Genomic DNA, 25,234 nt, shown 5'->3' on the forward strand with positions numbered 1-25,234 from the left:
CTCTCCCTTGTTCTATTCGCGATAAATGCCAATGGTCGGCGTATCGCCGGCATAGCACCAGGCGCGGTACATGCCTTCGCTGTTAAACGGTAAAACGACGTTGCCTTCGCGATCGACGGCAATCAGCCCGCCGCTGCCGCCGAGGGCCGGCAGCTTCTCCATCACCACCCGCTCGCAGGCGGAATAGAGACTGAGCTGACCGTACTCCATCAGGGCGGCGATATCGTAGGCCGCCAGGGTACGCATAAAGACTTCGCCGGTGCCGGTGCAGGAGACCGCCACGCTGGCGTTGTTGGCGTAGCACCCCGCGCCCGGCAGCGGGCTGTCGCCGACGCGTCCGGGCAGTTTGTTGGTCATGCCGCCGGTGGAGGTCGCCGCCGCCAGATTGCCGGCCAGATCGAGCGCCACCGCCCCGACGGTGCCCATTTTCTGCCGTTCGTCGAGCGGAGCGGCGTGATGGTCAAGGATGATCTCCCCGCCCGCTTTCGCCTCCTGCAGCTGCAGCAGACGCTCGGGGGTGGAAAAGAGATCGTTATCGACGCGCGCCATTCCGTGGGAGAAGGCGAAATTTTCCGCCCCCTCGCCGATCAGCAGCACGTGCGGGCTCTCCTCCAGCACCAGACGCGCCGCCAGCACCGGATTACGTAGATGTTTGACCCCGGCCACCGCCCCCGCCTGCAGGCTGTAGCCGTCCATCACGCAGGCGTCCAGCTCGTGGGTTTGATCGTGGGTAAATACCGAGCCCATCCCGGCGTTAAACAGCGGACACTCCTCCAGCAGACGGACGGCCTCGGTCACGGCATCCAGCGCACTGGCGCCTGCAGCCAACATTTTCTGCCCGCTTTCGACGATAGCCGACAGCGCCGCCACGTACTCCCGCTCCCGCTCCGGCGTCATCTGCGCGCGAGAAATCGCCCCTGCGCCGCCGTGAATTGCTATAACCGCCTTGCCCATTTCGCCAGTCCTTAACGATGAAGTGGATAGCCCCCGCCCTGTCGAACCGCGTCGCGGCGCCGGTCACGTCAGGAATAAGGGTATTGATATCATTATATTGCTGAATGTCTTATACAATTTTTGAATATAGAAAGAGCGGCGGGCGATGTAAAGCCTCGTACCCAGGTGGCATACAGCCCGCGCCGCTTTTCTGCCATAATAGGCGTTTTCGCCGTTTTGCCCGCAGGAGTGACCCATGGATTTTACCGCCGGACTGATGCCGCTCGACACAGCCCTCACCCAGATGCTCGATCGTATTACGCCGCTGAGCGCGACGGAAACTGTACCGCTGTTGCAGGCCTTCGCGCGCGTCACCGCCCATGACATTATCTCCCCGCTGGATGTCCCCGGCTTTGATAACGCGGCGATGGATGGCTATGCCGTCCGGTTGAGCGACCTCAACGACGGCGCGGCCCTGCCGGTCGCCGGGAAGGCCTTTGCCGGCCAGCCGTTTCACGACGCCTGGCCCACCGGCACCTGTATCCGCATCATGACCGGCGCGCCGGTGCCTGCGGGCTGCGACGCGGTGGTCATGCAGGAAGAGACCGAACAGACCGACGCCGGCGTGCGCTTTACCGCGCCGGTGAAAGCCGGGCAGCATATTCGCCGCCGCGGGGAAGATATCGCCCACGGCGCGGTGGTCTTCCCGGCGGGAACGCCGCTGACGGTAGCCGAGCTGCCGGTGCTGGCCTCGCTGGGCATTGCCGACGTCGAGGTGGTGCGCAAGGTTCGCGTCGCGGTCTTCTCGACCGGCGATGAGCTGCAGCTGCCGGGTCAACCGCTCGGCGACGGCCAGATTTACGATACCAACCGCCTGGCGGTGCATCTGATGCTCGAACAGCTGGGCTGCGAGGTCATTAACCTCGGCATTATTCCTGACGATCCGACGCAACTGCGTGAGGCCTTTATCGCCGCCGACCAGCAGGCCGACGTGGTCATCAGCTCCGGTGGCGTCTCGGTGGGCGAAGCCGACTACACCAAAACCATTCTTGAAGAGCTGGGGGAGATCGGCTTCTGGAAGCTGGCGATCAAGCCGGGCAAACCCTTCGCCTTCGGCAAGCTCAGCAGCAGCTGGTTCTGCGGCCTGCCGGGCAACCCGGTTTCCGCCACCGTCACCTTCTGTCAGCTGGTACAGCCGCTGCTGGCGAAGCTCTCCGGTAAGCACGGTCCGCTTCAGGCGACCCGCCTGCGGGTGCGGGCCGCCGCGCGGCTGAAAAAGTCCCCGGGCCGCCTCGATTTTCAGCGCGGTAATCTGCAGCGCAACCCGGACGGCGAGCTGGTGGTGACCACCACCGGTCATCAGGGCTCGCACATTTTCAGCTCTTTCAGCCTCGGCAACTGCTTTATCGTGCTGGAGCGCGAGCGCGGCCACGTTGAAGCGGGCGAATGGGTCGACGTCGAACCGTTCAGCCATCTGTTTGGGGGGCTGTAATGGCCGTGGAGCTGAGCGATGAAGAGATGCTGCGCTATAACCGGCAGATTGTTTTGCGCGGTTTTGATTTTGACGGCCAGGAGCGGCTAAAGGCCGCTCGCGTGCTGGTGGTCGGCCTCGGCGGACTTGGCTGCGCCGCCGCGCAGTATCTGGCCGCCGCCGGGGTGGGACAGCTCACCCTGCTCGATTTCGACACCGTCTCGCTCTCTAATCTGCAGCGCCAGACGCTGCACAGCGACGCCGCCATCGGCCAGCCGAAGGTGGACTCCGCCCGCGAGGCGCTGGCGCGCATTAATCCGCACGTTCATCTGGCGCCGCTCAATGCCTTACTGGACGAAGCGGCGCTGGCGGCGCAGATTGCCGGGCACGATCTGGTGCTCGACTGCACCGACAACGTCACCATTCGTAACCAGCTCAACGCCGGCTGCTTCCGCCACCAAACCCCGCTGGTTTCCGGGGCGGCGATCCGTATGGAGGGGCAGATCAGCGTCTTCACGTATCAGGAGGGCGACCCCTGCTACCGCTGCCTGAGCCGCCTGTTTGGCGAAAACGCCCTCACCTGCGTCGAAGCCGGCGTGATGGCCCCGCTGGTGGGCACTATCGGTTCCCTGCAGGCGATGGAGGCCATTAAGCTGCTGACCGGCTACGGCACGCCCGCCAGCGGGAAAATCGTGATGTACGACGCCATGACCTGCCAGTTTCGTGAAATGAAGCTGATGCGCCACCCGCAGTGCGAGGTATGCGGTAGGCGCTAACGTTCAGCCGCCGGCGAGGGTCGTCGCCGGTGAAGTTGTGACCTCTGCCGTTGTTCTATCCCCTGGCGATTATCGCCATCCCGCTTGTTGATTTGCGTCAATATAACTTTCATTTGAAAGTGTTTTTATATTCATACGCAAACAAGAGGGTAAGCCATGATCTTCAATATCCAGCGCTATTCCACCCATGACGGCCCAGGGATCCGCACCGTCGTCTTCCTGAAAGGCTGCTCGCTGGGCTGCCGCTGGTGCCAGAACCCGGAGAGCCGCGCCCGCAGCGAAGACCTGCTGTATGACCCGCGCCTGTGCCTGGCCGGCTGCGAGCTGTGCCAGCAGGCGGCGCCGGCGGTTATCACCCGCACCCTCGAGGGTCTGATCATTCACCGGCAACACGTTAACGACAGCCATATCGCCGCGCTGCGCGACTGCTGCCCCACCACCGCGCTCACGGTGTGCGGCGAGGAGAAGAGCGTCGAGGAGATCATGGCGACGGTGCTGCGCGATAAACCCTTTTACGATCGCAGCGGCGGCGGCATCACCCTTTCCGGCGGCGAACCCTTTATGAACCCGGCCCTGGCGCAGGCGCTGTTGGAGGCCAGCCATCAGGCGGGTATCCATACCGCTGTGGAAACCTGCCTGCACGTCCCGTGGAAATACATTGAGCCGGCTTTACCCTTCATCGATCTGTTTCTCGCCGACCTGAAGCACGTCGACGAAGCCGTTTTCCGGCAGTGGACCGACGGCAGCGCCCGCCGGGTGCTGGACAACCTGCAGCGCCTGGCGCAGGCGGGGAAAAACATCATTATTCGCGTGCCGTTAATCCAGGGATTCAACGCCAGCGAAGCCGACATTACCGCCATCACTGATTTTGCCGCCGACCGCCTGCGGGTCAGAGAGATCCATTTCCTGCCCTACCACACGCTGGGAATGAATAAATACCAGTTACTCAGTCAGCCCTACACCGCACCGGATAAACCGCTGGATGCTCCCGAGCTGCTCGCCTTTGCGCAGGATTATGCGCGGAGCAAGGGGCTAACGGCGATCTTACGAGGATAACCCCTATGACTACCCTGAAACTCAACACCCTCAGCGCCCGTATCCAGGCTCATAAAATGGCGCTGGTGCATATCGTCAAGCCGCCGGTCTGTACCGAACGCGCCCGACACTATACCGAGATGTATCAGCAGCATCTTGATAAGCCGATCCCGGTGCGCCGCGCCCTGGCCCTGGCTCACCACCTGGCCGAGCGCACCATCTGGATCAAGCACGATGAGCTGATCGTCGGCAACCAGGCCAGCGAAGTGCGCGCCGCGCCGATCTTCCCGGAATACACCGTCAGCTGGATCGAGAAAGAGATCGACGATCTCGCCGACCGCCCCGGCGCCGGCTTCGCGGTCAGCGAAGAGAACAAGCGCGTACTGCACGAAGTGTGCCCGTGGTGGCGCGGCCAGACCGTGCAGGACCGCTGCTACGGCATGTTTACCGATGAGCAGAAAGCGCTCCTCGCCACCGGCATTATTAAGGCCGAGGGCAACATGACCTCCGGCGACGCTCACCTGGCGGTCAACTACCCGCTGCTGCTGGAGAAAGGACTGGACGGCATGCGCGCGAAAGTCGCCGAACGCCGGTCGCGCATCAACCTGACGGTGCTGGAAGACCTGCACGGCGAACAGTTCCTGAAAGCGATTGATATTGTGCTGGCGGCGGTCAGCGACCACAGCAAACGCTTTGCCGCGCTGGCGCGCGAGATGGCGACGGCAGAATCCCGTGACGCACGCCGCGATGAGCTGCTGGCGATTGCCGAAAACTGCGACATCATCGCCCATGAGCCGCCGAAGACCTTCTGGCAGGCGCTGCAGCTGTGCTACTTCATTCAGCTGATCCTGCAGATTGAATCCAATGGCCACTCGGTCTCCTTTGGCCGCATGGACCAGTACCTCTATCCGTACTACCGCCGCGACGTTGAGCTGCAGCAATCGTTGGATCGCGAACAGGCCATTGAGCTGCTGCACAGCTGCTGGCTGAAGCTGCTGGAGGTCAACAAGATCCGCTCCGGCTCGCACTCCAAGGCCTCAGCCGGCAGCCCGCTGTATCAGAACGTCACCATCGGCGGCCAGAACCTGGTGGACGGCCAGCCGCAGGACGCGGTCAACCCGCTGTCGTACGCCATTCTGGAATCCTGCGGTCGTCTGCGCTCCACCCAGCCGAACCTCAGCGTGCGCTACCACGCCGGAATGAGCAACGACTTCCTCGACGCCTGCGTTCAGGTGATCCGCTGCGGCTTCGGCATGCCGGCGTTTAATAACGACGAGATCGTGATCCCGGAATTTATCAAGCTGGGTATCGAGCCGCAGGATGCCTACGATTATGCGGCCATCGGCTGCATCGAAACCGCGGTCGGCGGCAAGTGGGGTTATCGCTGCACCGGCATGAGCTTTATCAACTTCGCGCGGGTGATGCTGGCGACGCTGGAAGGCGGCCGCGATGCCACCAGTGGCCAGGTGTTCCTGCCGCAGGAGCACGCCCTGTCGAAAGGCAACTTCGCTAACTTCGACGAGGTGCTGGCCGACTGGGACCGCCAGATCCGCTACTACACCCGTAAGTCGATTGAGATTGAGTATGTGGTCGATACTATGCTGGAAGAGAACGTCCACGATATTCTCTGTTCGGCGCTGGTGGACGACTGCATCGAACGGGCGAAGAGCATTAAGCAGGGCGGCGCTAAGTATGACTGGGTGTCCGGCCTGCAGGTGGGCATCGCCAACCTTGGCAACAGCCTGGCGGCGGTGAAAAAGCTGGTCTTCGATCAGGGCGTTATCGGCCAGCAGGAACTGGCGAAGGCGCTGGCGGAAGATTTTGACGGCCTGACCCACGAGCAGCTGCGCCAGCGGTTGATCAACGGCGCGCCGAAGTACGGTAACGATGATGACAGCGTGGACGCGTTGCTGGCGCGGGCCTACCAGACCTATATCGACGAGCTGAAGCAGTATCACAACCCGCGCTATGGCCGCGGCCCGATCGGCGGCAACTATTACGCCGGCACGTCCTCTATCTCCGCCAACGTTCCGTTCGGCGCGCAGACCATGGCGACGCCGGATGGCCGTAAAGCGCACACTCCGCTGGCGGAAGGGGCCAGCCCGGCCTCCGGAACCGACCATCTGGGGCCGACGGCGGTCATCAGTTCGGTAGGTAAACTGCCCACCGGGGCGATCCTCGGCGGCGTTCTGCTAAACCAGAAGCTGAATCCGTCCACCCTGGAAAACGCGTCCGACAAGCAGAAGCTGATGGTGCTGCTGCGCACCTTCTTCGAGGTGCATAAAGGCTGGCATATCCAGTACAACATTGTCTCGCGCGACACGCTGCTGGAGGCGAAGAAACATCCTGATCAGTACCGCGATTTGGTGGTGCGCGTCGCCGGGTACTCGGCGTTCTTTACCGCTCTGTCGCCGGATACCCAGGACGATATCATCGCCCGTACCGAGCATACGCTGTAGCCCTTCAGGCCCGCTGGCGCGACGCTTAGCGGGCCTCCCCTGTCCTGCTGGCCGGGAAAGGCAATGCCGCCTCCCGGCATTTTTCTGAATGCGTGAACTTTCATTCGAAATAAATTTGTGCTCCCCATCACATTGTAATTAGAATGTTACTGGTCGAAGTTAAGCCAGGAGCATCCCCTTATGACCGTTAAAGTTATCGTCACCGATATGGACGGAACTTTTCTCAATGACGCCAAAACCTACGACCGATCGCGGTTTATGGCGCAATTCGCCCAGCTGCAGCAGCGCGGCATTGAATTCGTTGTCGCCAGCGGCAACCAGTACTATCAGCTGATCTCCTTCTTCCCGGAGATCCGCGAGCAGATCTCGTTCGTCGCCGAAAACGGCGCGCTGGTCTTTGAGCATGGTAAGCAGCTGTTCCACGGCGAACTGACCCGCCACGAATCGCAGGTGGTGATTGGCGAATTACTCAAAGATCCGCAGCTGAACTTCGTCGCCTGCGGCCTGCACAGCGCCTACGTGAGCGATAACGCCCCGGACGCCTTCGTCGACCTGATGTCAAAGCACTACCACCGTCTGCAGCGGGTAAGCGACTATCACGCCATCGACGATACGCTGTTCAAATTCTCTCTGAACCTGCCGGACAGCGAGATCCCGCAGCTGATCGATAAACTGCACGTCTCGCTCGACGGCATTATGAAGCCGGTCACCAGCGGCTTTGGCTTTGTCGATTTGATTATTCCCGGTCTGCATAAAGCCAACGGCATCAGCCGCCTGCTCAAGCGCTGGAACCTGTCGCCGCAGCAGTGCGTGGCCATCGGCGACAGCGGCAACGACGCCGAAATGCTGAAGCTGGTGAAATACGCTTTCGCCATGGGTAACGCCGCCGACAGCATCAAAGCTATCGCCGGATACGCGACCGACGATAATAATCATGACGGCGCGCTGAACGTCATTCAGGCCGTCCTCGATAACCGCGCTCCCTTCAACGCCTGACCGCTCTCCGGGGCTGCGCGCCCCGGCTTGTCCATTTTGTGCGCCGCAGCAAGATTTTAAACTTGCATTAACTCCATTTTAACTTAAATTAACGCTTGTAAGGTTTCATACTTTCGAATGAAAGATACAGCGAGGTTATTATGGCTGCTCTCCCGACCCACGAAACACTCCCCGCCGACCACAAAGCGGCGATTCGCCAGATGAAGCAGGCGCTGCGGGCGCAAATCGGCGACGTCCAGGCGGTGTTCGATAAGCTCTCAGCGCGCATCAGCGAGCGCCTGCAGGAGATTGAGACGCTGAAAGCCGCAGGCCAGGAGGTCTGGCCAACCATTCCGTTCCGCGATATCGCCGAGGGAACCGTGAGCGATGCCCAGCGCGCGGCCATTAAGCGCCGGGGCTGCGCGGTGATCAAAGGCCACTTTCCGCGCGAACAGGCGCTGGCCTGGGATACCGCGATGCTGGAATATCTGGATCTGAACCATTTCGACGAGGTCTACAAAGGGCCAGGCGACAGCTTCTTCGGTACGCTTGAGGCTTCGCGGCCGGAAATCTATCCCATCTACTGGTCGCCCTCGCAAATGCAGGCCCGCCAGAGCGATGAAATGGCGGCGGCGCAGTCCTTCCTTAACCGCCTGTGGCGCTTTGAGCAGGACGGCAAGCGCTGGTTCGATCCGGACGTCAGCGTCATTTACCCCGACCGCATTCGCCGCCGTCCGCCGGGAACCACCTCGAAAGGGCTGGGCGCGCATACCGATTCCGGTGCGCTGGAGCGCTGGCTGCTCCCCGCCTACCAGCAGGTCTTCGCCAATGTCTTTAACGGTCATGTCGACGCTTACGATCCGTGGGACGCCGCGCACCGTACTGAAGTGGAAGAGTACACTGTCGACAACACCACCAAGTGCTCGGTGTTCCGCACTTTCCAGGGCTGGACCGCGCTGTCGGATATGATCCCGGGTCAGGGACTGTTGCACGTGGTGCCGATCCCCGAGGCGATGGCCTATGTGCTGCTGCGCCCGCTGCTTGACGATGTGCCGGAAGATGAGCTGTGCGGCGTCGCGCCGGGCAGAGTGCTGCCGATCTCTGAGCAGTGGCACCCGCTGCTGATCAAAGCCCTCAGTTCGATCCCGGCGCTGAACGCTGGCGATTCCGTCTGGTGGCACTGCGACGTCATTCACTCGGTGGCGCCGGTGGAAAATCAGCAGGGCTGGGGCAATGTGATGTACATTCCGGCGGCGCCGATGTGCGAGAAGAACCTCGCCTACGCGCAGAAAGTGAAAATCGCTCTGGAAAAAGGGGCCTCGCCGGGTGATTTCCCGCGCGAGGACTATGAGGCCAGCTGGCAGGGGCGCTTCACTCTGGAGGATCTGAACATCCACGGCAAACGGGCGCTGGGTATCCCGGTTTAATCGTCATATAGCCCCTGCGGCTCCACGGCGGTATGGCCTTTGCCCGGCCGGATCCGCCGTACCGAATCGCGCACCACCAGCGTGCCGTGCAGCAGCAGCGAACCGTGCGGCGCCTCCGGGCGCAGCAGGCGCTGCTGCAGGAGGTGCACCGCCTCGCTGCCCAGCTCATCCCGCGGCACATGCACCGCGGTCAGCGGCACCTCCTGGATCGCCGCCAGATTAAACCCGTCGATGCTCATCACCGAGACATCCTGCGGCACCCGCAGGCCGCGCTTTTGCAATGCGCTGACCGTGCCGGCGGCCATAAAATCGCCGCCCACCAGGAAAGCGGTGGGCAACGGCCTGCCCTGTAAGCCATCAAGCCAGGCCCCCACCTGCTCTTCGGTCTCTCTGGCGCTAAAGTTGGCGACGCTGATGAGATCCCGGCTGGCGGTAAAGCGCAAATTGCGCGCGCGCCACGCCTCCTGGATCCCCCCCAGCCGCAGCTCCATGGTATAGCGGCGCAGGCACATGACGTTCATCACCACGCGATGCCCCATATCAAACAGATAGCGGGCGGCGCACAGGCCAATCAGACGATGATCGGGGGCAATGGACGGCAGCCGCATCCCTTCATCCCGACAGTTGATCAATACGCAGGGTTTGCCCAGGTCCGCCGCCAGGCCATGAATATGCGGATCGTCGATCCCCAGCAGCACCGCGGCCTGGGTCTCCGCTTCGTTCATGCGGGCAAGAAACAGATTGGCGTCGCTGTCGTTCTCGTCCAGCGCGCAGTAGCGGAGGCGCACTTCATGCGCCGCCAGCGCGTTATTGATGCTCTGGATCACCCGGTAGTAGAAGATATCCGACCGCTCATCGAAGGCGCGCTGTGGGGCAAACACCAGTAGATTATTGAGCAACAGACGTCCGGCGGCCAGTCCCTGCATGACCCCCAGCTCGCGGGCGCACTCCAGCACCGCCCGGCGCGCCTTGTCGCTGGTATTCGCCTTCCCGGCCAGGACGCGCGAAACGGTACTGGCCGACAGCCCGGTGCGGGCGGCGATTTCGGCGACGCGCAGCTTTTTATCCATTTTGTGATCCAGCTCCGATTGGAAAATGAAAGAATTTTCATAATCGCCAAAGCGCTCCCTGTAAGCAAATGACAGCGCAAAATTTGAGATCCCGGTCATTTCATGAAAAAACTTGCATAAATAGCGCTTTGCCCGACGTTTTTTCTCCCTTAGCCTGAATTGGTCCAACATCTTCCATACTAGTTATACCAATGGTGTTGAGATAAAAAATAGACTATTCAAATAGTTAACAACACTACGTGACCGCTCACGGATTGAGATCGTCACTTTCCCCCTACTAACGTCATGTGGAGTGTGCTATGAGTCAAGGCCTCAACAATGATATCGCGGTCAGCAAAACGCGCCGGGTGGTAAAAAACCTGCGCTGGTGGGTGCTGGTCCTGTTTTTACTTGGCGTCACCGTCAACTACATCACACGCAACTCGCTGGGGATTATCGCCCCGGAACTGAAAGCGACGCTCGGTATCACCACCGAACAATATTCCTGGATCGTCGGCGCGTTTCAGTTGGCTTACACGATTTTCCAACCGCTCTGTGGCTGGCTTATCGACGTCATCGGCCTGAAGCTCGGGTTTATGATCTGCGCCACCCTGTGGGCGCTGGCCTGCATCGCCCACGCCGGGGCCGGCAGCTGGCTGCACCTGGCTATATTGCGCTTCTTTATGGGCGGGGCCGAGGCGGCCGCCACCCCGGCCAACGCCAAGACCATCGGCGAGTGGTTCCCGAAATCTGAACGGCCAATCGCCGCCGGCTGGGCTGGCGTCGGGTTCTCCATCGGCGCCATGCTCGCCCCGCCGATTATCTACTTCGCCCATGCCTCCTTCGGCTGGCAGGGGGCGTTTATGTTTACCGGCGCGCTGGCCCTGCTGTGGGTGGTGCTGTGGTGGGCCTTCTATCAGAACCCGGAAAAGCACCCCAATCTCAGCAAAAGCGAGCTCGAGTACATCAAGCAGGATAACGAAGCGCCGCCGGTGAAACAGCCCTTCTTTACCGCACTCAAAACCGTCTCGAAGAATAAACGTTTCTACGGGATCGCCATTCCCGCATTTATGGCCGAGCCCGCCTGGGCGGTGCTGAGCTTCTGGGTACCGCTGTACCTGGCCAAAGAGCACGGCATGGATCTCAAGCAGATTGCCATGTTCGCCTGGCTGCCGTTCCTTGCCGCCGACCTCGGCAGCGTGGTCAGCGGCTACCTCACCCGCCTGTACGTTCGCTGGTTCGGCTGTACGCGAGTCAACTCGGTGATCGCCAGCTCGGTGACCGGCGCGTTTCTGATGATCTCCCTGGCCCTCGTCGCTATCACCCGCGATCCCTATATCACCATCGTCCTGATCTCCATTGGCGGCTTCGGGCATCAGATCATCTCCTGCATGCTCAGCGCGCTGGTGGTGGAGTCGTTCGACAAGGGACAAATGGCGACGGTGAACGGTATGCGCGGATCCGCGGCGTGGATCGCCAGCTTCCTGTTCTCGTTATTAATCGGGGTGACCGCCGACAAAATTGGCTTCAACCCGTTGTTCATCGCCATGGGTTTCTTTGACCTGATTGGCGCCGTTTTCCTGGTGGCATTTATTGCTGAACGTCGCGCCAAGCGCGCCTGAGAGTGGATGTAAGATATGAAGACGTTGAAACACTGGAGTTTGCATCAACAGCTGGAGCATCACGTTGAACTGACGGTCGATGGCCAGCACACCCTGTGCCTGTACGTACTGGAAGAGAATTTATTCCGCGTGCTGCTGAAACGCCAGGGCCAGCTGGCGCTGGATCGCACCTGGAGCATCGCTCCGCAGCAGGATGTGCCGTGGGAAGGCCGCGCCCGGGATGACCTCAGCGGTTTTAGTCTCCCGGCCTGGCAGCTGACCCAGGAGGGCGATACGCTGACCATCGCCACCCGCCAGCTGCGCGTCACCGTCCATCAGCCGCTGTGGCTGGAGTGGAGCTATCGCGACGATGCCGGGGAATGGCAGCAGCTTGCCAACGACCGCCCCACCAGCGCCTATCTGGCCAATGCCCACGGCGACGGCGTCGCCCACTATCTGAGCCGCCGCAAAGACGAGCGTTTCTATGGCCTGGGCGAAAAGGCCGGCGACCTGCAGCGCACCGGTAAGCGTTATGAAATGCGCAACCTTGATGCCATGGGCTACAACGCCGCCAGCACCGACCCGCTGTATAAACATATTCCGTTCACCATCACGCAACGCAGCGACGTTAGCTATGGCCTGTTTTACGACAACCTGAGCAGCTGCTGGCTGGATTTGGGTAACGAAATCGACAACTATCATACCGCCTATCGCCGCTGGCAGGCGGAAGCCGGCGATATCGATTACTACCTGTTCACCGGTAAACAGGTGCTGGATGTGACCAAGGCCTTCGTGCGTCTGACCGGTAAAACCCTGTTCGGGCCCAAATGGAGCCTCGGCTACAGCGGCTCGACCATGCACTATACCGACGCGCCGGATGCGCAAAATCAGCTGATGAACTTCATCCGCCTGTGCGATGAGCACGCTATTCCGTGCGATTCGTTCCAGCTCTCTTCCGGCTATACCTCGATTAACGGCAAGCGCTACGTCTTTAACTGGAACCACGACAAGGTGCCGCAGCCGAAAGTGATGAGCCAGTCGTTCCACGACGCCGGGCTGAAGCTGGCCGCCAATATCAAACCCTGCCTGCTGCAGGACCATCCGCGCTATGGCGAGGTGGCGGAGCGCGGTCTCTTCGTTCGCGATTCGCAAACCGACGCTCCGGAGCGCTCCAGCTTCTGGGACGATGAAGGATCGCATCTCGACTTTACCAATCCGCAAACCGTGGCCTGGTGGCAGGAGGGGGTCACCAGCCAGCTGCTGGAGATGGGCATTGATTCGACCTGGAACGATAATAACGAGTATGAGGTGTGGGACGGCGAAGCGCGCTGCTACGGCTTTGGCCGCGAAATCGCCATCAAGCATATTCGCCCGGTGATGCCGCTGCTGATGATGCGCGCCTCGATGGAGGCCCAGCAGCGCTTTGCGCCGCAAAAGCGCCCGTATCTCATCTCCCGCTCCGGCTGCGCCGGGATGCAGCGCTACGTCCAGACCTGGAGCGGCGATAACCGCACCAACTGGGATACGCTGCGCTATAACATCCGCATGGGGCTGGGCATGAGCCTTTCCGGGCTGTTTAACGTCGGCCACGACGTCGGCGGTTTCTCCGGCGATAAACCTGAGCCGGAGCTGTTCGTGCGCTGGGTACAAAACGGCGTGATGCACCCGCGCTTTACTATTCATTCGTGGAATGACGACCAGACGGTCAACGAAGCCTGGATGTATCCGGCCGTCACCCCGGCCATTCGTTCCGCTATTGAGCTGCGCTACCGCCTGCTGCCCTATCTGTACACCCTGCTGTGGCAGGCGCATGCTGACGACGAGCCGATGCTGCGCCCGACCTTCCTCGATCATCAGCACGACGCGCAGACCTTCGCCGAATGCGATGACTTCCTGCTGGGCCGCGATCTGCTGGTGGCCAGCGTGGTCGAGCCTGGCGCCCGCCAGCGTGAGGTGTGGCTGCCGGATAATCAGGCCGGATGGTACGATTTCTACAGCCACCAGTGGTTCACCGGCGGCCAGTGGGTCACCCTCGACGCGCCGCTGGAAACACTGCCGCTGCTGGTGCGCGCCGGGGCCGGACTGCCGCTCAGCGAGCGCATCCGCCATGTTGCTGCGCAACAGGACGATCGCCGCGAACTGCAGCTGTTCCCGCTGAAAGGCGTCGGAACCACTTCGGGTCTGCTGTTTGAGGATGACGGCGAAAGCTGGGGCTATAAACAGGGCGATGCGCTGTGGCTGGAGTGGGAAATGGCGTGCGACAGCAGCACTATCAACCTGAAGGTCAACGCCCGCGGCAATTATCGCCCGGCGTGGAAAGCGCTGAAACTGTCATTACCGGCGGGAGAAAAACGCAAACTGCTGGTGAATGGCGTCGAAGGAACGGAGTGGAGGCTCTGAGCATATGCCGGGCGGCGGCTTACGCCTCGCCCGGCCTGGATTTAATAATGTTCCCGGATGGCGCTACGCTAATCCGGGCTACAAACTGGTGGCCTCAAAATCCCCGGTGGCGCTACCGCTTACCGGGGCTACAGCACTGTGCGGTTTGGTAGCCCGGGTAACGGACAGTTTCAGTAACCATGGGTACAAGATAGAGCTCTTAAGCTCACAATGGCACGGACCGTAGGCCGGATAAGGCGCAGCCACCATCCGGCGCGAAAGTGGCTCTTTACACGCGGTTATTGCCCGGCGGCGCTACGCTTGCGCGGGCCTACAGGTCACATGCCAGGCGTAGCCCGGGTAAGGCGTAGCCGCAACCCGGGTAACGAAGCGGGATTACTCGATACCTTTACTGCGCAGGTAGTCTTCGTAGTTGCCGCTGAAGTCGATCACCCGTTCCGGGGTAATCTCCAGCACGCGGGTGGCCAGCGAGCTGACGAACTCACGGTCGTGGGAGACGAAGATCAGGGTACCCTGATACATCTCCAGCGCCATGTTCAGCGATTCGATGGATTCCATATCCAGGTGGTTGGTCGGTTCATCCATTATCAGGATGTTTGGCTTCTGCATCATCAGCTTACCAAACAGCATGCGGCCCTTCTCACCACCGGACAATACTTTCGCCGGCTTCTTGATGTCATCCTGGCTAAACAGCAGTCGACCAAGGATACTGCGCACAGCCTGCTCGTCGTCGCCTTCCTGTTTCCACTGGCTCATCCACTCGAAGACCGTCAGGTCGTTTTCGAACTCGTACTCATGATCCTGCGCGTAGTAGCCGAGTTGCGCGTTTTCAGACCATTTCACGGTGCCGTTGTCCGGCTGCAGTTCACCCACCAGGGTTTTCAGCATCGTGGATTTACCCACGCCGTTGGCGCCCAGAATGGCAATCTTCTCGCCCACTTCCAGCAGCAGATTGACGTTTTTGAACAGCGGACCGTCTTCAAAGCCTTTGGTGAGGGCTTCCACTTCCAGCGCGTTACGGAACAGTTTCTTATCCTGCTCGAAGCGGATAAACGGGTTCTGACGGCTGGAGGCTTTGACCTCTTCCAGCTTGATTTTGTCAATCTGACGCGCGCGCGAGGTGGCCTGACGCGATTTAGAGGCGTTGGCGCTGAAGCGGCTAACGAAGGACTGCAGGTCGGCAATCTGCGCTTTTTTCTTGGCGTTGTCCGCCAGCAGACGTTCACGCGCCTGGGTGGCCGCCGTCATGTATTCGTCGTAGTTGCCCGGATAGACGCGCAGCTCGCCGTAGTCCAGATCCGCCATGTGGGTGCAAACCATGTTCAGGAAGTGACGGTCGTGCGAGATGATAATCATGGTGCTGTCGCGGTCGTTCAGCGTCTGCTCCAGCCAGCGAATGGTGTCGATGTCCAGGTTGTTGGTCGGTTCATCGAGCAGCAGAATGTCCGGGTTAGAGAACAGCGCCTGCGCCAGCAGGACTCGCAGCTTCCAGCCTGGGGCGACTTCGCTCATCGGGCCGTAATGCTGTTCAACCGGAATGCCCACGCCCAGCAGCAGTTCGCCCGCGCGCGCTTCAGCAGAGTAGCCATCCATTTCGCCATATTTCACTTCCAGGTCGGCCACTTTATAGCCATCTTCTTCGCTCATCTCGGCGAGGGAGTAGATGCGATCGCGCTCCTGCTTCACTTCCCACAGCTCGCCGTGGCCCATAATGACCGTATCCAGCACGGTGAACGCTTCAAAGGCGAACTGATCCTGACGCAGCTTACCGATGCGCTCGTTCGGGTCGAGAGAAACGTTGCCCAGCGTCGGTTCGAGATCGCCGCCGAGGATCTTCATAAAGGTCGATTTACCGCTGCCGTTGGCGCCGATCAGACCATAACGGTTGCCGCCGCCAAATTTAACGGAGATATTTTCGAACAGCGGCTTACTGCCAAACTGCATGGTAACGTTGCTGGATACTAGCACGGGGATATCCTGAAAAAAGAGTATGAGGGGTGTGATACAGCAGACATTATGCCAGTAAATGACGCACTTTTCACGGTCTGCGGTAAATTCCGCCGCGGCGCTTGTGCTAAGGTCTTTGTCAGATGCGCCAGAGACCTGCGCGCAAACCGTTATTCTGTACGTGATGATGAGGAGTCCCATGACCACCAGCCAACCGCGACATCCGGCCTTTTTATCCCTGCAGGGCGGCATTAATTTTCGCGACCTGGGCGGCCAGCGCGCCGCCGACGGACGCCGGGTACGCAGCGGCAAGCTGCTACGCTCCGGTGCGCTAAACCGGCTAACGGCAGAGGATCTCGACCACCTGGATACCCTGCCGCTCAGCCGGGTGCTCGACTACCGCGACCCCGGTGAAGTACAGCGCACGCCGGACAAACTGAGCCCGCTCACCCACTATCTCAACGCGCCGGCCAATCCGCCGATCGGCGAGGTCAACGCGAAGGTCACCGAGCTGAATGCCGCCACCCTTAATGCGCTCAACGGCGAGCAGTTTATGCTGCAACTCTATCGCCAGCTGCCGTTTAACAATCCGGCCTATCGCCAGCTCGCCGCATGGCTGACGACCCCTTTCGACGGCGCCTTGCTGCAACACTGCGCGGTCGGTAAAGATCGCACCGGCGTCGGCTGCGCGTTAACCCTGTTCGCCGTCGGATGCGACAGCGAGACGGTGATGGAGGAGTATCTCCTTACCCATGGCATGCTGACGCAGGTGGAGGCCTGGATGCTGGAGATGCTCGGCAACGACCTGACGCCCCAGGGGCGCCAGAGCCTGGCGGACATCCTGACGGTGAAAGAATCCTATCTCGCCGCCGCGCTGTCGGCCATTCAGCAGCGCTATGGCAATGTCGACGCCTGGCTGGCGGAAGAGTACCAGCTTACCGCCCCGGTCCGCGCGGCGATGCAGGGCCGGCTGCTGGAAGACTAACCCTCGTCGCCCCGAACGCCAGGGCGCGGCAGCCGAGGCGACAGGGAAAAAAATGTGATTTCGTACACATCTGATTTACCTGTTCAGCGGAATGCACATATAATGCGCTCCCATCTACTGTCTCAATCATTAACAAAGGCCTGTGTGGCGTTGATTTCGCACACGACATTAAAAACTATGAAATTATCTACACTCTTAGCGGCAGCCTTCGCCATCGTAGGCTTTTGCAATACAGCGTCTGCTGTCACCTATCCTTTGCCAACCGATGGCAGCCGTTTGGTTGGTCAGAACCAGGTCATCACCATTCCGGATGATAACAAGCAGCCGCTGGAATACTTCGCGGCGAAATATCAGATGGGGCTTTCCAACATGCTGGAAGCCAACCCGGGGGTGGATACCTATCTGCCGAAGGGCGGTAGCGTCCTGAACATCCCTCAGCAGCTGATCCTGCCGGATACCGTCCATGAAGGGATCATCATCAACAGCGCCGAAATGCGTCTGTACTACTACCCGAAAGGCACTAACACCGTGATTGTTCTGCCGATCGGTATCGGCCAGTTAGGCAAAGACACGCCAATCAACTGGACCACCAAAGTCGAACGTAAGAAGGCTGGCCCGACCTGGACGCCGACCGCCAAGATGCATGCGGAATACGCTGCCGCCGGCAACCCGCTGCCAGCCGTCGTACCGGCCGGTCCGGACAACCCGATGGGCCTGTACGCGCTGTATATCGGCCGTCTGTACGCCATCCACGGTACCAACGCTAACTTCGGTATCGGCCTGCGCGTGAGCCATGGCTGCGTACGTCTGCGCAACGATGACATCAAATTCCTGTTTGAGAACGTGCCGGTCGGCACCCGCGTGCAGTTTATCGATGAGCCGGTAAAAGCCACCACCGAGCCGGACGGCAGCCGTTACATCGAGGTTCACAACCCGCTGTCGACCACCGAAGCGCAGTTCCAGGGCGGCGAGATCGTGCCGATCACCCTGACTCAGCCGGTACAGGCGATCACCAGCCAGTCTGATGTCGATCAGAACGTGGTCGAGCAGGCTATCCAGAACCGCTCCGGTATGCCGGTGCGTCTGAACTAAGTTCTGCATGACAAGAAAAACGGCGGGCCTGATGCCCGCCGTTTTTTTTATCGGTGTTGTGCCGGGCTGCGGCTGACGCCTTGCCTGGCGACTGAACCTGACAACACCCTGGCCCTGCTAAGCGCTGCGCCAACCGGGGCCCCCGGTCTAGCCGTTATTCACCAGAATAATCCCGCCGTGGTCGTAGCGATAGTGGCAGTGGGCGTACTCCAGCGGCGTGCCGTCTTCCAGATAGATAACCTGCTCCACCTCCAGCACCGGATCGGTGGGCTCGCAGTGAAGATGCTGTTTATCCAGTTCATCCGGCTTCATCGCCCGCACCACGCGGTAAGATCCCATCAGCTTCAGCCCCAGCGTCTCCTGGATATAGCGAAACACCGAGCTTTCCAGATGGCTTTTATTGAGCCCCGGCACCAGCCCCACCGGCATGACCGTCAGATCCAGCGACACCGGTTCCCCGTTGAGCAACCGCAGGCGAACAAAGTCATACACCGGGGCATCAGCGTCGATCAGCAGCGAACTCTGCTCCTTGTCAGTGGGAAAACGCACCTCAAAGCGCACCACTTCGCTTTGTACCTCGCCAAGATGCTCCCAGGTTTTGGTGGCGCCGAAATAGTCGCTGCCGGGCAGCTCCCACTGCGACAGCTGAAGGAAATTTTTCCGCACAAAGGTGCCCTGCCCTTTGCGGGTATAGATCAGCCCTTCGACGATTAACTGGCGCATCGCCTGCTGGATGGTCATCCGGCTGGTGCTGAACTCTGCCGCCAGCGCAAACTGGTCAGGTAACGGCGCGCTGGCAGGATACTGCTGGCTGATGATCCGTTTTTTTATTTCCCGCGCGATTTGCAGATACTTCGCCGTCATTCCCCGGTCCTTATACATTCAGTGAGTGGCTGGCGGGCAGGATCCACGGCCTGACCGCCAGAACACCATTACATCACGTCGCCATTGCTGTGGATCACCTGCTTCAGCCACGCATAGCTCTTCTTCGGCACCCGCCGCAGATCCTTGAGGTCATGGTTCTCGCGATTGACGTAGACCACGCCGTAGCGCTTACGCATATCGCCCTGCGAGCTGAGGATGTCGATTAATCCCCAGCCGAGATAGCCGATCACCTGCGCCCCATCCTCAAACATGGCCGCTTTCATGGCGTTGATATGATCGCGATGGTAGGCGATGCGGTAATCGTCGGCAACCGGATGTTCACCGTCCCACGACTCAATCACCCCGATGCCGTTTTCAATCGGGAAAACCGGCAGGCGCCAGTCGTTATAATAGCGGGTGATGATGGTCCGGAAGCCCAGCGGATCGATCTGCCAGTTCCATTCTGTCGCGTTCAGGAACGGGTTATCCTGATTGCCAAACAGCATATAGTTGTTAACCGCCGTTCCCGGCGGGATCGCATCGCTGTTCAGCGTCCGGCTGGCGTAATAGCTGAACGCCAGATAATCGACCTTCACCGTCACCATCAGCGCGAGATCCTCCGGACGATAGATATCATCGAACCCTTCGGTGGCGACAAAATGCATCACTTCCGGGCTGTAGCCCTCCCCGGCGTAAGCCCGCAGCAGGTTCTGGTTTAAAAACTCGTCCAGCTGCTGGGCGCACAGGATATCGCGTGGTTTGCAGGTCGCCGGATAAACCAGGGCGTGGGCCAGCATCCCGCCCATCAGACACTGCGGCTTCGTCTGATGCAGGTGATCGGTCAGATGGACGTGCGCCATCATCACATGATGCTGGATCAGGTACAGCTCGCGCAGGGTCTTCTCCCCCTGCAGGTAGCCGGAAATCAGAAACGCTTCCGGCGAATGGTACAGATTCTGTTCATTAAAGGTGAGCCAGTATTTCACCTTGTCGCCATAGCAGGCGATCATCTTCTGGCCATAGCGAATAAAGGCGTCCATCACCCGGCGGTCGGTAAATCCGTTGTAGCGCTCCGCCAGCGAGAGCGGCATATCGAAGTGGTACAGGCAGATCATCGGCTCGATGCCGCGGGCGATCAGTTCATCAATAAACTGATGGTAGAAGGCGATGCCCTCTTCATTGAACTCGCCGTCTCCCTCAGGGCACACCCGGCTCCAGGCGATCTGAAAACGGTAGCAGTTCATGCCCAGATCCTGCATCAGATCGAAATCTTCCCTAAAGCGATGATAGGAGTCGGTCGCCACCTTCCAGTCGGAAGCGAATTCTGCCGGTTGCCGGATATCGTACACCGACATCCCCTTGCCGCCCTCGTTCCACGCCCCCTCCGTCTGCATGCTGGAGACGGAATTACCCCATAAGAAATCTGCCGGTAGTCTGTTTTTCATCCTGCGCCTCGATATATGACTAGTCATTTAAATTCCATGACTAGTCATATATCGAAAAGCGAACGGATGCGCAAAGCCAGGGATCGTTTTCTGTGAGCCGGGCAAAAAAAAGATCGCCCCGGGGGGCGATCCTGTCGAACGACGTGGAGGGCGGCAGACTGCTGCGGAAATCAGGCGCAGAGTTTGAAGAGCCAATAGCCGGTGAGGGCCGCCCACAGCAGCATGGGAATGGAGTAGAGATGGAAACGCCACCAGATCCGCCGATCGCCAGCCATGCGCAGGGCGATGATATTGGCCAGCGAGCCCGGCAGCAGACCAAAGCCCCCCACGTTAACCGCCCAGGCGAGCAGGATCGACGGTGGGACATAGTTGAGCAGCAGAATGGTCGAGGGCACATTGCTGATCACCTGCGACAGGCCGATGGCGGTCAGCCACAGTCCACCGCCGGAGAGCGTCCCGACCCCGCTCAGCACCTGGTGCAGCGCCGGAAGCTGGGTCAGCAGATGGACGTCGATAAACATCACCATAAACACCAGCAGCAGCGACCAGTCAACATGGACGATCACCGCCCGGGCCAGCGCCAGAAAGCCCAGCAGCACCAGCGCCAGTCCCCACAGCGCTTGATCCATCTCCAGCGCCGTCAGGAACACCAGATAGAGCCCCAGACAGCTCCAGACGAGCTTAGGCTGCCACGATGGCGCCATATCGCTGCTCTGGTAGGTAAGCCGCTTTGCCGGGAAACAGAACCAGCACAGCGCCAGCAGGGTTAGCATCATTGCCGCCGCCAGGGGCAGCATCTGGCCGATAAACCCAGGGAAAGAGAGACCGGAGCGCCCCCACAGCAAGATGTTCTGCGGGTTGCCGATCGGCGTCAGCAGCGACCCGGCGTTCACCGCCAGCGCTTCGAAAATAATCAGCCGGTTTACCGGGATGGCGCACCACTTCTTCAGGGTCAGGGTCAGGGGCACCACAATAAACAGCGCGACGTCGTTGGTGAGGAAGGTGGACAGCAGCGCCGCCGCCAGCACCATAAACATAGCCAGCTGACGCTCGGTGACAAAGCGGCGGGCCATTTTACGCCCCAGCACGTCAAAATAGCCGCTCAGTTCAATCCCCTTGGTCAACAGCATCAGGCCGCTGAGGGTGATGATGGTATGCCAGTCAATGGCCGCCGGCCAGCTTGCCGGGACAAACGGCACCATCACGCTGAGCACGCAGGCGATAATCAGCAGCAGATGGAGAAAACGATCGCGCAGCAGCGACTGGACGAAGGGAAGAGTCATGCTTCCTGAGATCCCTGTGTTTGGGTAAATTTCAGGAACATCGCCAGCGTCTCTTCGCTCACGTGATGCTCCATCCCTTCGGCATCACGACGGGCGATCTCCGGACTGACGCCGATCGCCAGCAGGAAGTTCTCCACGATTTGATGGCGCTCGCGGCTCTCCTGGGCCAGCTTCTCACCCTCCGCGGTTAAGAATATGCCGCGCCACGGGATCTGTTCGATAAGGCCGACGCTGGCCAGCCGTTTGAGCATCTTGGCGACGGTGGGCTGCGAGACTCCCAGCCGGGCGGCCATATCCACCTGACGCGCCTCGCCCACCTCGCGGATGAGGTCGGAAATCAGTTCAACATAGTCGTCAATCAGCTCGCGCCGATGCGCTTCCCGCACCTGGCGGAACCCTTCAACGTGCTCTTCAACATTTACTAACTGCGTCACTTTTTTTGTTATTGGCTTACCTGCGCGACGGTTCATTGTGCTTCCTCATTCGTGTGACGCGTCAAGCATCATATAAAAAGATCCACATTGTAATGGATTGCGCCAAGAGCACAAAAATTTAACGTTTTAGCCATAGCTATAAAATATAGCCTGTGCTATATCTGTATATAATGCAAACATCCATCAGGGAGTGATGGAGCGAACAGGCAGGAGGAGAGCAGATGAACGAATTCAAGAGGTGCTTAAACGTGTTCAGCCATTCACCCTTTAAAGTACGCTTAATGCTGCTCGGTATGCTGTGCGAAATGATCAACGGTAAACCGCAGCAGGACAAACCCCATCGCTAAGGCGGCGTCGCGGTACGCCGCTTCATTTTTCCGTCATCATCTGCCGCTAAACTGACCGGTTTATCCCGTTTCCCCCACCTTTTTTCAAGTTTTGTAAGCGTCCTCGCAAAACAATCTGTTATGTCTGGTTGACCTTACCATTTACAAGCCCTATCTTTGCACAGCCCTGCCACATTCGCGGCTCGCAGAGACCCTCTTCACGCACTGTCCAGCAGGTTTTACCCCTTGAAGCCAGGGGATGCGCATGGCCTCTTTTTGATTGTTTACTATGAATGTCACCACCCTGAAAGATACGCTGGTCGCCCGCCGACTGGCACTGAACCCATGGACAGGATTCTACTTTTTACAATCGCTGTTGATTAACCTGGCGCTGGGCTATGAATTTAGCCTGCTCTATACCGTGGCATTTACCTGCGTGTTACATCTTCTGTGGCGTGCCTTTCCGCGCGTGCAGAAAGGAGTGGTCGGCGCTTATTCTCTGCTGGCGGCCCTCTACTACCCGTTTGGCCAGGCTTACGGCGCGCCCAACTTCAATACCTTGCTGGCGCTGCACGCCACCAACGTGGAAGAGTCCACGGAAATCCTCACCATCTTCCCGTGGTACAACTATCTGCTGGCGGTATTTATCTTCGCGCTGGGGATCATTGCGGTCCGCCGCAGGATCGTCGAGCAGACCCGCTGGGGAAAAATGGAGACCCTGGGCCTGCTGTTCAGCATCGGGATCTTTTTTCTCCAGCCGGTGCAAAATCTCGCCTGGGGCGGTGTATTCAAGGTAATCGATACTGGTTACCCGGCCTTCCGTTTTGTCAAAGACGTGGTGGTGAATAATAACGAGGTGCTGGACGAGCAGGCGCGGATGGCGCAGCTGGCCGGCATGAAAGATAGCTGGCACGTGCTGGCGGTGAAGCCGAAGTACCATCTCTATGTGGTGGTGATCGGTGAAAGCGCCCGCCGCGACGCCCTCGGCGCCTTCGGTGGCCACTGGGACAACACGCCGTTTGCCAGCTCGGTGAACGGGTATCTGTTTAACAACTACGTCGCCGCCAGCGGCTCGACACAAAAATCCCTCGGCCTGACCCTTAACCGGGTGGTCGATGGCAAACCGCAGTTTCAGGATAACTTTGTCACCCTCGCCAACCGCGCCGGTTTCCAGACCTGGTGGTTCTCCAACCAGGGGCAGATCGGCGAGTACGACACCGCTATCGCCAGTATCGCCAAACGGGCGGATGAAGTGCAGTTCCTGAAAAACGGCGATTTCGAAGCCAATAAAAACACCCAGGACGAGCAGTTACTGAAGCTGACCGAGCAGGTGCTCTCCACCCAGCGCACCCAGCCGCAGCTGATTGTTCTGCATCTGATGGGCTCGCACCCGCAGGCCTGCGACCGGACCAAAGGCAAATATACGGTTTTCGTCCAGTCGAAAGAGACCTCCTGCTATCTCTACAGCATGACGCAAACCGATACCCTGCTGGCTAAGCTCTACAGCCAGTTGCAAAATTCCGGCGACACCTTTTCCCTGACCTACTTTTCCGATCATGGTCTGGCGTTCAAGGAGCGAGGCAAAGAGGTGCAGTATCTGGCGCACGACGATAAGTTCCAGCAGAACTTCCAGGTGCCGTTTATGGTGCTCTCCAGCGATGACAAAGCGCATAAAGTCATTAAGGCGCAGCGCTCGGCGAATGATTTCCTCAGCTTCTTCTCGCAATGGACCGGCATCAAGGCGGCGGAAATCGCCCCGCGCTATCGGTTTATCTCTGAGCAGAAGGCCGGCCCGGTGTATATCACCAACTTCCAGCTGCAGAAGGTGGACTATTCACACCTCGGCAGCGATGAGTTCAACATCAACTAAAACGACGCGGTCAGCGCCGGCCAACCGGCCGGGCTGGCGGTCAGCAGGCAAAAAAAAATCCGCCCCAGGAGGCGGATTTTTTATATCACCGGAGTGATTAGAAGCGGTAACCCACGCCAGCGATCCAGGTGCCGACGTCAACGTTACGAATACGAGACTGCTCGTAGGAGAAGTCCAGGGCAACGTTTTCGATCGGGTTGAACTGCAGACCAGCACCGTAGGAGAAACCGTAGTCGCTCATATCGGATTTATTAGGGAAGTTGTTGTTCTGGAATTTACCGTAACCAACACCCACTACGCCGTAGATGCTTGCCCAGTCGTTCAGACGGTAAGCCGGACCAGCGGTGATGCCGTAGTACTGACCTTTGTTGTAAGTACCGTTGCTGTTATTATCCTTTTCGGTGTAGGTGAAGGAACCGATAACGCCCAGCGGGTTGTTATCTTGCTCGTAACGGTATTTCAGGTTGAAACCGCCAGCTTTGTTCGCTTTACCCTGCATGTCGCTCTGCGCGTAACCGCCGGTTACGGTAGAAGTTGCAGCAAATGCAGTGGTACCTACGGATGCAGCCAGAACAACGGCCAGTGCTGAAAGACGTGCAATTTTATTCATAACCACCTCAAATGTGTTTCTAATAAGTCCTAAGCCTTAAATATATCAAAAACTTTTGGGAAACTCTTTGGAGTTTACATTGTCTAACATACTTTTTCATGTAACCAAAAGTTTCCATATTTCTATAACAATATGGAAAACAAGAGTTTTTGGCGTTAACTTACAGTTTAACGCTCATTAAGAAATTCGCAAGCATCCAGATTAATCCTAATCACCTGGTGAATTTCTCAGCAACTTTCGCCATTGTACTGT

Annotated in this window: 19 protein-coding genes and 1 pseudogene; 12 read left to right on the forward strand and 8 right to left on the reverse strand. The window is 59.2% G+C overall.

What is annotated here, in order from left to right; genetic code table 11:
- Nucleotides 1-12: 12 nt before the first annotated feature.
- Nucleotides 13-954 carry a beta-aspartyl-peptidase gene (gene iaaA / locus AC6CWS_RS11975; RefSeq protein ID WP_023288966.1) on the reverse strand — a complete coding sequence of 314 codons (942 nt, stop codon included), beginning with the start codon at nucleotides 952-954 and terminating at the stop codon, nucleotides 13-15.
- 235 nt (nucleotides 955-1,189) lie between these two features.
- On the opposite strand from iaaA, the gene moeA reads away from it, so the two are divergent.
- The 6 genes from moeA (at nucleotide 1,190) to AC6CWS_RS12005 (ending at nucleotide 9,076) form a co-directional block, all read left to right on the forward strand.
- The gene (gene moeA / locus AC6CWS_RS11980) at nucleotides 1,190-2,425 is read left to right on the forward strand and encodes a molybdopterin molybdotransferase MoeA (protein ID WP_065881883.1); all 1,236 of its coding nucleotides are present in this window, start codon (nucleotides 1,190-1,192) and stop codon (nucleotides 2,423-2,425) included.
- On the forward strand, nucleotides 2,425-3,180 hold the full coding sequence (gene moeB / locus AC6CWS_RS11985; protein ID WP_065881885.1) for a molybdopterin-synthase adenylyltransferase MoeB: 756 nt from the start codon (nucleotides 2,425-2,427) through the stop codon (nucleotides 3,178-3,180). Before moeA ends, moeB begins: the two co-directional genes overlap by 1 nt.
- 156 nt (nucleotides 3,181-3,336) lie before the next feature.
- Entirely contained in the window at nucleotides 3,337-4,236 is a 900-nt protein-coding gene (locus AC6CWS_RS11990; protein ID WP_065881887.1) for a glycyl-radical enzyme activating protein, read from the forward strand.
- A 5-nt stretch (nucleotides 4,237-4,241) separates the two neighbouring features.
- On the forward strand, nucleotides 4,242-6,674 hold the full coding sequence (locus AC6CWS_RS11995) for a formate C-acetyltransferase/glycerol dehydratase family glycyl radical enzyme (protein WP_048334507.1): 2,433 nt from the start codon (nucleotides 4,242-4,244) through the stop codon (nucleotides 6,672-6,674).
- Between the two features lie 180 nt (nucleotides 6,675-6,854).
- Nucleotides 6,855-7,670: a Cof-type HAD-IIB family hydrolase gene (locus AC6CWS_RS12000; protein ID WP_065881889.1), complete on the forward strand. Its 816-nt coding sequence runs from the start codon at nucleotides 6,855-6,857 to the stop codon at nucleotides 7,668-7,670.
- A 140-nt stretch (nucleotides 7,671-7,810) separates the two neighbouring features.
- A complete protein-coding gene (locus AC6CWS_RS12005) occupies nucleotides 7,811-9,076 on the forward strand; it encodes a DUF1479 domain-containing protein (RefSeq protein ID WP_017900150.1) in 1,266 nt (421 codons plus the stop codon).
- On the opposite strand, the gene AC6CWS_RS12010 is transcribed toward AC6CWS_RS12005, so the two are convergent.
- The gene (locus AC6CWS_RS12010) at nucleotides 9,073-10,146 is read right to left on the reverse strand and encodes a LacI family DNA-binding transcriptional regulator (protein WP_032429114.1); all 1,074 of its coding nucleotides are present in this window, start codon (nucleotides 10,144-10,146) and stop codon (nucleotides 9,073-9,075) included. The two genes, AC6CWS_RS12005 and AC6CWS_RS12010, sit on opposite strands and share 4 nt — an antisense overlap.
- Nucleotides 10,147-10,445: 299 nt before the next feature.
- On the opposite strand from AC6CWS_RS12010, the gene AC6CWS_RS12015 reads away from it, so the two are divergent.
- Both AC6CWS_RS12015 and AC6CWS_RS12020 read left to right on the forward strand, forming a co-directional pair.
- On the forward strand, nucleotides 10,446-11,747 hold the full coding sequence (locus AC6CWS_RS12015; RefSeq protein WP_004886240.1) for an MFS transporter: 1,302 nt from the start codon (nucleotides 10,446-10,448) through the stop codon (nucleotides 11,745-11,747).
- A 15-nt stretch (nucleotides 11,748-11,762) separates the two neighbouring features.
- Nucleotides 11,763-14,126 (forward strand): glycoside hydrolase family 31 protein, encoded by a 2,364-nt coding sequence (locus AC6CWS_RS12020; RefSeq protein ID WP_065881893.1) that lies wholly within the window; start codon nucleotides 11,763-11,765, stop codon nucleotides 14,124-14,126.
- A gap of 375 nt (nucleotides 14,127-14,501) precedes the next feature.
- Here AC6CWS_RS12020 and AC6CWS_RS12025 read toward each other — a convergent pair whose 3' ends face one another.
- Nucleotides 14,502-16,094 carry an ABC-F family ATPase gene (locus AC6CWS_RS12025; protein ID WP_023288955.1) on the reverse strand — a complete coding sequence of 531 codons (1,593 nt, stop codon included), beginning with the start codon at nucleotides 16,092-16,094 and terminating at the stop codon, nucleotides 14,502-14,504.
- Between the two features lie 48 nt (nucleotides 16,095-16,142).
- Between AC6CWS_RS12025 and AC6CWS_RS12030 the strand changes: the two are divergent.
- A pseudogene (locus AC6CWS_RS12030) lies at nucleotides 16,143-17,058 on the forward strand (tyrosine-protein phosphatase).
- Nucleotides 17,059-17,235: 177 nt separating this feature from the next.
- On the forward strand, nucleotides 17,236-18,150 hold the full coding sequence (gene ldtB / locus AC6CWS_RS12035; protein ID WP_032428696.1) for a L,D-transpeptidase: 915 nt from the start codon (nucleotides 17,236-17,238) through the stop codon (nucleotides 18,148-18,150).
- A 147-nt stretch (nucleotides 18,151-18,297) separates the two neighbouring features.
- On the opposite strand, the gene AC6CWS_RS12040 is transcribed toward ldtB, so the two are convergent.
- The 4 genes from AC6CWS_RS12040 to mntR form a co-directional block, all read right to left on the reverse strand.
- Nucleotides 18,298-19,014: a GntR family transcriptional regulator gene (locus tag AC6CWS_RS12040; RefSeq protein ID WP_044521840.1), complete on the reverse strand. Its 717-nt coding sequence runs from the start codon at nucleotides 19,012-19,014 to the stop codon at nucleotides 18,298-18,300.
- Between the two features lie 68 nt (nucleotides 19,015-19,082).
- Complete coding sequence (locus AC6CWS_RS12045; protein WP_065881897.1) at nucleotides 19,083-20,459, reverse strand: glycoside hydrolase family 1 protein; 1,377 nt, start codon at nucleotides 20,457-20,459, stop codon at nucleotides 19,083-19,085.
- A gap of 170 nt (nucleotides 20,460-20,629) precedes the next feature.
- The gene (locus AC6CWS_RS12050; protein WP_032455222.1) at nucleotides 20,630-21,742 is read right to left on the reverse strand and encodes an anion transporter; all 1,113 of its coding nucleotides are present in this window, start codon (nucleotides 21,740-21,742) and stop codon (nucleotides 20,630-20,632) included.
- A complete protein-coding gene (mntR, locus tag AC6CWS_RS12055) occupies nucleotides 21,739-22,212 on the reverse strand; it encodes a manganese-binding transcriptional regulator MntR (protein ID WP_004886216.1) in 474 nt (157 codons plus the stop codon). The genes AC6CWS_RS12050 and mntR overlap by 4 nt, the downstream gene beginning before the upstream one ends.
- Before the next feature lie 185 nt (nucleotides 22,213-22,397).
- On the opposite strand from mntR, the gene mntS reads away from it, so the two are divergent.
- Entirely contained in the window at nucleotides 22,398-22,523 is a 126-nt protein-coding gene (mntS, locus tag AC6CWS_RS12060) for a manganase accumulation protein MntS (protein ID WP_023288948.1), read from the forward strand.
- A 268-nt stretch (nucleotides 22,524-22,791) separates the two neighbouring features.
- On the forward strand, nucleotides 22,792-24,372 hold the full coding sequence (locus AC6CWS_RS12065) for a phosphoethanolamine transferase (protein WP_065881899.1): 1,581 nt from the start codon (nucleotides 22,792-22,794) through the stop codon (nucleotides 24,370-24,372).
- A 97-nt stretch (nucleotides 24,373-24,469) separates the two neighbouring features.
- On the opposite strand, the gene ompX is transcribed toward AC6CWS_RS12065, so the two are convergent.
- Complete coding sequence (ompX, locus tag AC6CWS_RS12070; protein ID WP_004886207.1) at nucleotides 24,470-24,982, reverse strand: outer membrane protein OmpX; 513 nt, start codon at nucleotides 24,980-24,982, stop codon at nucleotides 24,470-24,472.
- Nucleotides 24,983-25,234 lie beyond the last annotated feature (252 nt).

The sequence above is a fragment of the Klebsiella sp. M041 genome (genome assembly GCF_059759695.1).

Bases quoted from the DNA above. Each gene is read 5' to 3' on its own strand.
- AC6CWS_RS12040 (WP_044521840.1), bottom strand. From the start codon at position 19,014: ATGACGGCGAAGTATCTGCAAATCGCGCGGGAAATAAAAAAACGGATC.
- AC6CWS_RS11990 (WP_065881887.1), top strand. From the start codon at position 3,337: ATGATCTTCAATATCCAGCGCTATTCCACCCATGACGGCCCAGGGATC.
- AC6CWS_RS12010 (WP_032429114.1), bottom strand. From the start codon at position 10,146: ATGGATAAAAAGCTGCGCGTCGCCGAAATCGCCGCCCGCACCGGGCTG.
- AC6CWS_RS11995 (WP_048334507.1), top strand. From the start codon at position 4,242: ATGACTACCCTGAAACTCAACACCCTCAGCGCCCGTATCCAGGCTCAT.
- AC6CWS_RS12000 (WP_065881889.1), top strand. From the start codon at position 6,855: ATGACCGTTAAAGTTATCGTCACCGATATGGACGGAACTTTTCTCAAT.
- moeB (WP_065881885.1), top strand. From the start codon at position 2,425: ATGGCCGTGGAGCTGAGCGATGAAGAGATGCTGCGCTATAACCGGCAG.
- mntS (WP_023288948.1), top strand. From the start codon at position 22,398: ATGAACGAATTCAAGAGGTGCTTAAACGTGTTCAGCCATTCACCCTTT.
- AC6CWS_RS12065 (WP_065881899.1), top strand. From the start codon at position 22,792: ATGAATGTCACCACCCTGAAAGATACGCTGGTCGCCCGCCGACTGGCA.
- ldtB (WP_032428696.1), top strand. From the start codon at position 17,236: ATGAAATTATCTACACTCTTAGCGGCAGCCTTCGCCATCGTAGGCTTT.
- AC6CWS_RS12015 (WP_004886240.1), top strand. From the start codon at position 10,446: ATGAGTCAAGGCCTCAACAATGATATCGCGGTCAGCAAAACGCGCCGG.
- moeA (WP_065881883.1), top strand. From the start codon at position 1,190: ATGGATTTTACCGCCGGACTGATGCCGCTCGACACAGCCCTCACCCAG.
- AC6CWS_RS12005 (WP_017900150.1), top strand. From the start codon at position 7,811: ATGGCTGCTCTCCCGACCCACGAAACACTCCCCGCCGACCACAAAGCG.
- AC6CWS_RS12050 (WP_032455222.1), bottom strand. From the start codon at position 21,742: ATGACTCTTCCCTTCGTCCAGTCGCTGCTGCGCGATCGTTTTCTCCAT.
- mntR (WP_004886216.1), bottom strand. From the start codon at position 22,212: ATGAACCGTCGCGCAGGTAAGCCAATAACAAAAAAAGTGACGCAGTTA.
- iaaA (WP_023288966.1), bottom strand. From the start codon at position 954: ATGGGCAAGGCGGTTATAGCAATTCACGGCGGCGCAGGGGCGATTTCT.
- AC6CWS_RS12045 (WP_065881897.1), bottom strand. From the start codon at position 20,459: ATGAAAAACAGACTACCGGCAGATTTCTTATGGGGTAATTCCGTCTCC.
- ompX (WP_004886207.1), bottom strand. From the start codon at position 24,982: ATGAATAAAATTGCACGTCTTTCAGCACTGGCCGTTGTTCTGGCTGCA.
- AC6CWS_RS12020 (WP_065881893.1), top strand. From the start codon at position 11,763: ATGAAGACGTTGAAACACTGGAGTTTGCATCAACAGCTGGAGCATCAC.